Source organism: Emticicia sp., assembly GCF_043780375.1.
GTDB lineage: Bacteria > Bacteroidota > Bacteroidia > Cytophagales > Spirosomataceae > Emticicia.
The window spans coordinates 1-10,451 of the sequence record NZ_JAYWCU010000012.1; the positions used below are offsets into that span (position 1 = coordinate 1).

The 10,451-nt window shown below is 34.6% G+C and carries 7 protein-coding genes; 5 read left to right on the forward strand and 2 right to left on the reverse strand.

Annotation, left to right across the window (positions count from 1 at the left end):
• Positions 1–1,067: 4-hydroxy-3-methylbut-2-enyl diphosphate reductase (locus tag ACH2CJ_RS01235; protein ID WP_394990251.1), on the reverse strand; the 1,067-nt coding region annotated here is incomplete at its 3' end.
• Positions 1,068–1,197: 130 nt separating this feature from the next.
• On the opposite strand from ACH2CJ_RS01235, the gene ACH2CJ_RS01240 reads away from it, so the two are divergent.
• Positions 1,198–2,877: a capsule assembly Wzi family protein gene (locus tag ACH2CJ_RS01240; protein WP_394990252.1), complete on the forward strand. Its 1,680-nt coding sequence runs from the start codon at positions 1,198–1,200 to the stop codon at positions 2,875–2,877.
• Between the two features lie 28 nt (positions 2,878–2,905).
• Positions 2,906–3,550, forward strand: coding sequence for a uracil phosphoribosyltransferase (gene upp, locus ACH2CJ_RS01245; RefSeq protein ID WP_394990253.1), 645 nt, complete (start codon positions 2,906–2,908; stop codon positions 3,548–3,550).
• A gap of 59 nt (positions 3,551–3,609) precedes the next feature.
• On the opposite strand, the gene ACH2CJ_RS01250 is transcribed toward upp, so the two are convergent.
• A complete protein-coding gene (locus ACH2CJ_RS01250; RefSeq protein ID WP_394990254.1) occupies positions 3,610–4,212 on the reverse strand; it encodes a DUF4230 domain-containing protein in 603 nt (200 codons plus the stop codon).
• Between the two features lie 313 nt (positions 4,213–4,525).
• On the opposite strand from ACH2CJ_RS01250, the gene glmM reads away from it, so the two are divergent.
• The 3 genes from glmM to ACH2CJ_RS01265 all read left to right on the forward strand — a co-directional run.
• Positions 4,526–5,935, forward strand: coding sequence for a phosphoglucosamine mutase (gene glmM, locus ACH2CJ_RS01255; protein WP_394990255.1), 1,410 nt, complete (start codon positions 4,526–4,528; stop codon positions 5,933–5,935).
• A gap of 231 nt (positions 5,936–6,166) precedes the next feature.
• Complete coding sequence (locus tag ACH2CJ_RS01260; RefSeq protein WP_394990256.1) at positions 6,167–8,488, forward strand: 3-coathanger stack domain-containing protein; 2,322 nt, start codon at positions 6,167–6,169, stop codon at positions 8,486–8,488.
• 205 nt (positions 8,489–8,693) lie between these two features.
• A partial coding sequence (locus ACH2CJ_RS01265) for a sialate O-acetylesterase (protein WP_394990257.1) occupies positions 8,694–10,451 on the forward strand: 1,758 nt, incomplete at its 3' end.

Below are 10,451 nucleotides of genomic sequence, written 5' to 3' on the forward strand. Positions count from 1 at the left end.
AGTTCTTCTTTTTTATGTAAATCGTAGCGTTTTATAGTATTTTCAGACAAAATGCTTGCTTGAGACTGAATAAAAAAAGTAGGTAACTTTTCTTCGCAAAGTTCAACCAAATGAGATGTATTGGAACTATTATAACCGCCCACCACTACCGCAAAGTCAGCTTCGTTTTGCAACAAAGCATAAGTTGCTTCTTGGTTATCGTTGGTGGCATAGCAAAGGGTATCACGCGTATTGGCAAAATGCTTTTCTACTTCAGTAGGTTTCAACTGATAATACTCAACAATGATTTGTTTCAAATAATCAGAGATTCCTTGCGTATCTGAGGCAAGCATGGTGGTTTGGTTTACTACACCAATGCGTTCTAAATCTTGTTTTGGGTCGAAGTTTTCAGAATATTGCCCTGCAAAATCTTGATAAAATTGTTCGTTAGGTAAACTTTTATTAATATATTTTGCCAAAACTTTAGCCTGGTCTAAGTCTTTTATGACCACTGTTGGAGCATTTTGTTGGCTGTGCGAAAAAGTTGCTCGTGTTTCTTCGTGGTTTGGTTTACCATGAATAATAATTGTATAGCCACGCTCGCCGATTTGCCCTGCTCGATTCCAAACTTTTTCGACAAATGGGCAAGTGGTATCAAAATTATAAGGGTCGATTCCTAAACTTTCTAAATGCTTTTGAATCTCTAATGTTGTGCCAAAAGCAGGTACAATTACCGCATCTTCGGGTTTTAATTCTTGCCAATCAATGATTTGATTTCCTTTCGTATCCATCAAAAAACGAACGCCTTGAGACAACAAATCGCTATTTACATCGGGATTATGAATCATTTCGCTTAATAAAAAGATTCTTTTATCAGGATTTTCATTGATAGTTTTGTAGGCGATTTCTACTGCATTTTCAACGCCATAGCAAAAGCCAAAATGTCGGGCAATCAAAAATTTTACTGGACCAAAATCCAATACTGTGGGTGTAAAATCTTTCTTTAATTTATCTTTTGTTCGACGAATCTCTTTGATTTTACCAATGATATTACTCTTATAAATTTCTGGAATAACAAATGATTTCATATAACTTTAAAAAGTTTTTGTCTGATTTGGTGGCTAATGGCTGATTATTAAGATACAAAACTAATAGATGAATGACACAAACTAAGGAATTATCTGTATTTTCGCACCAATCATTTAAGAAAGCAGTTTTATGCGATTGAGTCTTACTATTCTTTTTGGAATATTTTTATTAAAAACATCCGCCCAAAGTACATACACTCCGTTGAATGACGATTACTCGCATTTGATTGAGCGTTATGAAATAAAAAGTGGCAGTTTGTCTAATCTTCATAGCAATATAAAACCCGTTCGCAGAAAAGATTTAGTAAAATTGACCACAGATTTAGAAAAAGATATAAAAACAAAATTATCTAAAGTTGATTCTTTCAATCTTGCCTATCTTCAAAACGATAGTTGGGAATGGCTTGATGATGAAAAACTTACCCAAAATGACAGCAAGAAATCTTTTTTGAAACATTTTTTAAAGAAAAAGTCAGATTTTTATAATTTCCAAAATAAAGACGCTGACTTTCATATTAGTCCGATTTTTCAATTTGCTTTTGCCCACGATAATCTTGTCAAAAACCAACCTGTTACCAATACTCGTGGCATTGAAATTCGAGGAACAATCAATAAAAAACTGGGTTTCTATACAATGCTCACCGACAACCAAATTGTATATCCAGGTTATGTGCGAGAATATGGTCGTTTTTATGATGCTAATCCTTATGAAGGTTTCACAAAGATAACAAATGCCGACTCAACAAAGTTTGGAACAGATTTTTTTTCGGCACGGGGTTACATTACTTTTCAAGCCTTAAAAAGTATTCAAATACAATTTGGTCATGACAAAAACTTTATTGGCTCGGGCATTCGCTCCATGATTTTGTCCGATTTTTCTGCTCCATATTTGCATCTTAAAATTACGACACAGATTGGTAAGTTTCAATATGTCAATATTTTTGCTCAGTTGATTAATAAACAAGTGCGTGTGGCGGTTGACGGAACTGAGCAGATTCCGCCAAAATACTTTTCATTGCATCATTTAAGCCTAAATATTTCCAAAAACCTTAATGTTGGCTTATTCGAAACAGTTATTTTTGGTAAACGTCCGATTGGCTTTGATATAAATTATCTAAACCCAATTATTTTCTTGCGGTTTGTAGAAGGGCATTTGGGTAGTGTCGATAATACGATTGTTGGAGCAGATTTTAAATATAATTTTAAGCGACATTTTTCGCTTTACGGGCAGTTGACTTTAGATGAGTTTAATCGCAAATATTTTAGGAAAAATAACTGGTGGGCAACCAAGTATGCTACGCAAATTGGTATGCGATACATTGATGTATTGGGCGTAAAAAATCTTGATTTTCAAGCCGAATATAATTTGGTAAGACCTTATACTTATAGCCATAATTCGACATATAGCAATTACATAAATTACAATTTACCTTTGGCTCATCCGCTTGGGTCAAATTTTAAGGAGGCGTTATTTGTAGTTCGCTACCAACCCATAAACCGTCTTTTTCTTAACTTTACAGCGATGTTAGCAAAACATGGGGAAGATTTCGATAACCTAAACTGGGGAGGAAATATTCTTCGTAACTATCTTATTGCTCGTCCACGAGATTATGGTAATGTGATTGGACAAGGAAATTTAGCAACGATTCGTCATCTGAATTTGGGGGCATCATATATGTTGCAACATAATCTATTTATTGATCTAAAACTTCAAAATCGTAGCGTCAATTATACAGACGAAGCTACAAAAAGCACGATTTTTTCATTGGGATTTCGCTGGAATTCCCCCCAAAGAGCTTTGTTGTTATAAATATTTCACCAATAACCTCGATTATCAAATGTTTGTCTTGACCGAAAATAACTCTTTAGCAAATCAATTTCTTGCCGAATTGCGAGATAAAGAAATACAACGTGATGCCATGCGATTCCGAAAAAATTTGGAGCGTCTGGGTGAAATTTTTGCTTACGAAATTTCCAAAACATTGTCTTTCCAAAATCGTACAGTTGAAACTCAATTGGGGACTAAAACTACACCACAAATTTCGCAGGAAGTTGTATTGGTAACAATTCTTCGTGCAGGACTACCTTTACATCAAGGCTTATTAAATTTCTTTGATAAATCTGAGAATGCTTTTATAGGAGCATATCGCGGAAAACACGACGACAAAGAGGCTTTTGAAATTGAAATGGATTATATCACCAGTCCTGATATTCATGGTAAAATACTGATAATCAGCGACCCCATGTTAGCTACGGGCAAATCTATCGAAAAAGCATATCACGCCATGCTTCGCTACGGAGTTCCATCAAAAACCCATATTGTGTCTGCAATTGCAAGCCGACGAGGTGTAAGATTTATTCAAGCTCGATTGCCACAATGCCGCCTTTGGTTAGGAGACATTGATGAGGAAATGAATGCAAAATCATATATTGTTCCTGGTTTGGGCGATGCAGGAGATTTGGCTTTTGGAGGAAAAATCTAATAGTAAACAATTGATATTAATCATTAAACTAAGCAGCCTTCAGCTCTGAATCTATCAACTCATTTAAGTTTTTCTAAGGTTGCTTTCATACGATATTGTAATACTACTTTTTTACCCGAAATATTTTCTAAAAGAGGCTTCAAAATCAAGTTTGCATTCTTTTTTGTTTGTTCCAAAATTCCCATTTCGATTGCCGATTGTTTGATTTTATCTTCGGCACGGGTATAAGCTTCATTCATGAGCGATTGTTCGTTCATAAAAGCATATTCAGTATCGTAAATCTTTGATTTACTGTGGTCAATTTTGTAACTACACAATTCGGGGTCAGGAAGATGTACGATAAGTGTATCGTCTTTTGATGAAACATCTTCCGCCTTCACTTTTGTCAAATCAATGCAGCCAATCGCTTCTCCTTGCACAATCAAAATTACCTTCGGATTGGGCAAATAATCTCGCACTAATTCTTGCTCAACTATATCTCGAAAAGTGAAATTTGCTAACTCCAATTTTCCCAACAAGGTCATTTCTTTCAGCACCATATTATGCGTAGTTTTTATTTCTTTGACTGAAAAAAAACTAAAGTTTTTAAGCTTCTCCCAAATAAAAATCGAACCAACAACGGTGATAAAAATGAATAATATTTTAAAAAAATTTCGGAACATTGAAAGGAATTATTGTGTTTACATTTGGAATCCTTTTACAAAAATAGGCATCTTTCATTAGAATTGATAAGGTTATTTTTGACAGTATATTTGCTAATTTATAGTTTATTTATTGCAATTGCTGCATAGTGTTGTTATATTAGCCTATTACAATCAACCTATAACTATCTGACTATCAGGTATTTATTAAATTAAAATTTGTACTTATCAATTCTTAAATCATAAATGTATAGCTATTGAAACTCATAACTGTAATTTATATGTTGTTTTTTCGTATCTTTGTAGAGTAAAATAAACCAAAAAAATATTTAAAGTGACGCTTATAAAATCAATTTCGGGCATTAGAGGAACTATTGGAGGCAAAAGTGGAGAAGCTCTAACCCCATTAGATATTGTAAAATTTACTGCTGCTTATGGTTCTTGGCTTAAGAAGAGAAATACCGAAAAGCCCTTAAGGGTTATTGTAGGTAGAGATGCCCGTTTGTCAGGAAAAATGGTTTCTGATTTAGTTTGCTCTACACTTGTTGGCATGGGATTTTATGTCATAGATTTAGGTCTTTCAACTACGCCTACTGTTGAAATAGCTGTTCCTATTGAAAACGCACTCGGAGGAATTGTACTTACTGCCAGCCATAACCCAATTCAGTGGAATGCCCTTAAATTACTCAACGAAAAAGGAGAATTTATTTCGGGTGCTGATGGAGAAGAATTATTAAAAATGGCTGATAATGAGGATTTTGATTTTGCAGAGGTAAAAACCTTAGGTAAAATTGAAGCTAATGATACCTATATTCAAAAACACATCGACTTGATTTTGGCTTTACCATTGGTTGATAAAGAAGCTATCAAAAATGCTAAATTTAAAGTTTGTATTGACGCTGTAAACTCAACAGGAGGTATCGCCGTTCCGATGTTATTAGAGGCTTTGGGAGTGACTGATATCAAGAAAATTAACTGTGAACCAACTGGTATATTTGCCCATAATCCTGAACCATTACCCGAAAATTTAAGAGAAATTTCAAGCGAACTTCGCAAAGGAAACTATGATTTAGGTATAGTTGTTGACCCCGATGTTGATAGATTAGCTTTTATTAGTGAAGATGGAGAGCCATTTGGCGAAGAATATACGCTTGTTGCAGTGGCTGACTACATTTTAAAGAATTCTAAAAAGAAAAAAGGCTTAACAACAGTTTCAAACCTTTCTTCAACCTTGGCATTGAAAGATGTAACTTTAAAAGCCGGTGGCGAATATTTTTCGGCAGCTGTTGGTGAGGTGAATGTCGTAACAAAAATGAAAGAGGTAAAAGCAATTATTGGCGGTGAAGGGAATGGAGGTATCATTTACCCCGAATTACATTATGGCCGTGATGCTTTGGTTGGAATTGCTTTATTTTTAAGTCATTTAGCCAAATTTGGTAAACCAATAGGTTTTTTACGAAGTACATATCCAAATTATCACATTGCAAAAAAGAAAGTTGAACTTACAACTGATCTAAATGTTGATGAAGTTTTGAGTGAAATTAAGGCAAAATATGATCGCTATCCATTAAATACTGAAGATGGAGTGAAAGTGAATTTTGATAAAGAATGGGTACATTTACGTAAGTCAAATACCGAACCAATAATCAGGATTTATGCCGAGTCAGAGTTTGAAACAACTGCCTCTAACCTTGCTGACAAAATAATAAGAGATATCAAAGAGGTCATATCTTTGAAGTCATGACGCCCTAAATTATGAAAATCTGCTCTAAAATACAAATACAATAAAACTGCGTTCATAAAAAACAATACTGCTTCTATAATCAAACTGCTTCTATAACTTAGAGATTAATATTTGTGCTTATTGAAAAATTTAAGCCAATTTTAATCTATTTCATTGAATACATCTATTTATAATGCTTTACATTTGTAAATAGTTTGAGAAATACGTGCCTACTCCTAACTAATTACTAAGATGCTTCTTAAGTTCTTCTCTGCTATGCCTTTGAGTATTATCCAGCATGTATTTGCTTTTGGCACTAATTTTGTACAAAGACTGAGTACAAACAGTTCGCCATACATAAATGATTTTCTCAATCATACAATTAATTTGATTTTTACGATGTTTAGGACAAAAAGAAGCCCCCAGATTATAGCATTTATTCTCATGCTAATAGGTAGCTTGCATTCCCATGCACAAAGTTTGCCAACAGTTATTGAATGGCAACGATGCTATGGCTGGAATGGTTGGTATGCTGATGAAGGAAGTAAAATTGTGCCAATTCAGAATGGAAATTATGCAGCCGTTGGCAAAAAAGCTTTAGACGGTTTTGAAACCATTTGGGCATCTAAAATGAACCAAAAAGGTGAAATAATGTGGGAAACCTTCATTTTCGATGACCAATCATATACTGGCTTCAGAGGTACAGACATTATTCAAAACAACGATGGCAGTTTTATATTATTAGGAAGAGTAAATAACATACAAAAACTGAGGTTTAATGCAAGCAATGGTCGTCAAGTAGTGCAGACAAGTGCAAAGGGCTTTTTTGATAACTTGATTGTGAAGCTCAATAGTGAGGGTCAAATGGTTTGGTTTAAGGTTTTGGGAGGGTCGAGTTCAGATACTCCTGTAAAGGTTTTGCAAATGGATGACAATAATTTATTATTATTAAGCACTACTACTTCGTCAGATGGCGATTTGACAAACTCGGGGAAAAATACTACAGGTTTGAACAGTGATTTTTGGGTAACAAAATTAAGTCAAGAAAACGGTAATATTATTTCAAATAAATGTATTGGTGGAAATGGAGATGAAATTGCCGCTGATATGAAACGTACTTCAGATGGCGGTTATGCTATTGTGGGCAATTCTACTTCAAATGATACTCAAATAGGTCCAAATAAGGGCGGAAAAGATATTTTAATTGTTAAATTAGATGCTTCATTGAATGTATCTTGGAAGAAAACTTATGGTGGAAGCCAAAGTGATGAAGCCCGAAGAATAGTTGCATTACCTAATGGCGATTTGATTGTAGGCATTACATCAAACTCATTGAATAATGATTTTGAAAATCCAATAAGTGGTAGTTTTCCTAATAATTATGAGGGAAATATGTGGTTATTTAAACTTAATTCGAATGGAGATTATCAAAGTAAAAAGATTTTTGGGGGTTCAGAAAATGATATATTAAATGATTTGGTGCTTACTCGAGACGGAAACTATGGAATAGTTGGGTCAACCAAATCGACCAACGGAAATATTACAGACCGAAATCGAATTGCGAATAATCAATATAATAAATTTGACGTTGTTTTGATGAAAATAACGAGCGATTTTAATGTTATTTTGGAAAAAACAATAGGTGGTACTGCAGACGATGAAGGAAATGGCTTAGTTGAAACCGGTGATGGAACATTCGTGGCAATCGGTACAACACAATCATTTGATGGTGATATATCAGGAAACCATTATCACCCTCAAGATAGCCATGATATATTATTATTTAAGCTCAATTATGCTTGTGAAGCTAATATCACAACCGATAAAAATTTAGTAGCTGCAAATACTGATGTACTTGCTTCGGAAACAGTGAGAACCTCAGATAAAATTACACAACATTCATCTATTCATTATGGAGCGGGTAAAAGTATAGAAATAACACCTGGTTTTAATTCTGAATTAGGTAGTGTATTAGAATTTAACTTGAATGGTTGCAATAATTTCTCTGCAACTGAGGCTCGTCCGATTCAGATAAAAATAGCTAATGAATGTAGAGAAGGTGGAATGAAATTTAAGTTTTTACCTTTTACTCCTAACACAGATATATCTCAGTATCGAATATCCGTTCAAAATCTAAGCCCTAAAATAGAATTCAATTTTTCTGGAAATGCACTCATTACTAAGAATAATGTCCCTGATAATGGTAATGCTTACTTTTTACTAACAGTTTCAAAAGATGGCTATGATGACTTTACATATCAAGGCTATACCAGTACCTGCGAGCATGATAATGCACCGATTAATTGTCCAGAAAATAATAATGATGTAATTCTTGATAAACAATATTATCAAGCTGGAGATACTTTTACTGCTAAATGGACAGGAACATTGCTCCCATCACAATCATTATCTTGGTTTAACGAAAATGTTTCAGTGTTATCTACATCAGGAACAAGCTGTACAGGAAAAATAAATGCGTTCCCTGCTCATCTACAAGCACAACCAAACACGATGCCCGATGGATCTCGCCCTTGTCATGGTGCTATAAGAATAGATTTTAGAGCTACTAAGTAGTAAAAAACATAAGATTTTTAGCCCTCTCAGATAAGGTATCTAAGAGGGCTTTTTATTTTGCTTATTACTTCTTATTTTTGCAGTAGTTTATAACCCAACAAAATGAATATATGAACTTGGCAATATGTTTTGCCAAGTATTTCGCTATCAACAAAACATTTTGTTTGGTGTTGATTTCTTACTTAACCACTGAATTCTGCTGAAAATGCGAAATCCAAGCATTACCATTTTACTATTATTGATTGCGTTCTCATGTTTCTCTCAAATTACAATCAATTTACCATTGTCGAGAAGTGTTTTTCAACGAGATAACAATAATACCTCTTCTGTTTATATTTCAGGAAACTATGATGGTGTCCTCGAAAAAATAGATGCAAGGTTAGTGCCTATTACACAAGGACAAGGAACTACAACCGATTGGTTTGTGCTGACTGATAAACCCGAAAATGGAGCTTTTGTAGGAGCTATTAAAGGAACTGGCGGATGGTATCAGTTGCAAGTAAGAGGTTGGAGAAATGGCGTCGTTATTACACAACCCAATGTTGATAAAGTGGGTATTGGAGAAGTATTTTTGATTGCAGGGCAATCGAATGCTGAAGGGAGACGAAATTTTGGAGAGAAATCATCAACCGATGACCGTGTGAATTGTTTCGACTATCAAAAAATAGATTTTTTAGATGAAATTCCTCCTTATAAAAGTTTTTCTCATTTAGAAACTACTTCTTCTATTGCTCCACGTGGAGAAGGTGGAGCTTGGTGTTGGGGAGAATTAGGCGATTTTTTAGTCAAACGCCTTAATGTTCCGATTATGTTTTTCAATGTGGCTTACGGAGGCACTTCCATAGAAAACTGGTATAGCAGCTCAATTGGTGTTTCAACTACACATCCTTTTTTTAAATATACTTTTCCTCGTGATACCCCTTACTCTTATATGCGAATTACGCTACAATATTATTTATCACAATTGGGAATGCGTGCAGTGCTATGGTGTCAAGGAGAGGCAGAATCCGATTTGAAAACTACCGAAGATTACTACGCAAATACATTGAAAAAAGTAATAGATAAAAGTAGATTTGATTTTGGTAAAAAAATCAGTTGGGTTGTTTCTCGTACCTCACTAATGAATGTGAATCAGACTTATCCCGCTGCAATCAAAGCACAAAACAGAGTAGTTAATCCCGCAGATTATATTTTTGAAGGACCATATACCGACTCGATTCAAGTACCTCGCCCCGAAGGTGTACACTTCCAAAACTCTGGAATTTCAGATTTAGCAAAAGCATGGGATAAAAAACTGAATGACATTTTTTTTAATCAATCAATACCATCGTTACCAGCACCTATTCTGACCTTGAAAGCTTCATGTACAACATTAGATAAGGTTACTTTGAGTTTGCCAACGGGTTATAGTCTTCAAAAATGGTCAAATAATACAACATCTACTACGCTTACAGCATCAAGCGGTGCTTATAATAGTGTAGCACGTGACCAAACTGGAAATTACTTTTTTACTTCCAATATTGATGTAAAAAGTGTATTTCCTACAAAAACCCCTTCTGCTTTTGCTAAGAAAAGTCTATTTTTTTGTGAAGGAACAAGCACTGATTTATTGACTGACTCGCCAGATTATGTTTCTTTTTTATGGAATACGGGTGAACAACAAAAACAAATTTCTGTAAAAACAACAGGGTCTTACAACGTGCGTGGTATAAATACAATTGGATGTGGCTCACCTGAATCTAATAGTGTTTTTGCACAATCGCTCATTCCGCCAGGAAAACCTGTTATATATCAAAGTGAAATCGCTGTCTGTGAAGGCAATACGGTAACATTGGCTTCGACCAGCCTAAAAGAAAATATATGGAGTACCAATGAAAATAGCCCAGTTATTACAGTTATTAAAGCGGGTGAGTATAGCATAACAGTAAACGCAAAGGATGAAAATGGCTGTATTTCAGCGAGT

Excerpts from the sequence above, each read along its gene's own strand:
- ACH2CJ_RS01240 (WP_394990252.1), top strand. The coding sequence starts at position 1,198 with ATGCGATTGAGTCTTACTATTCTTTTTGGAATATTTTTATTAAAAACA.
- upp (WP_394990253.1), top strand. The coding sequence starts at position 2,906 with ATGTTTGTCTTGACCGAAAATAACTCTTTAGCAAATCAATTTCTTGCC.
- ACH2CJ_RS01250 (WP_394990254.1), bottom strand. The coding sequence starts at position 4,212 with ATGTTCCGAAATTTTTTTAAAATATTATTCATTTTTATCACCGTTGTT.
- ACH2CJ_RS01260 (WP_394990256.1), top strand. The coding sequence starts at position 6,167 with ATGCTTCTTAAGTTCTTCTCTGCTATGCCTTTGAGTATTATCCAGCAT.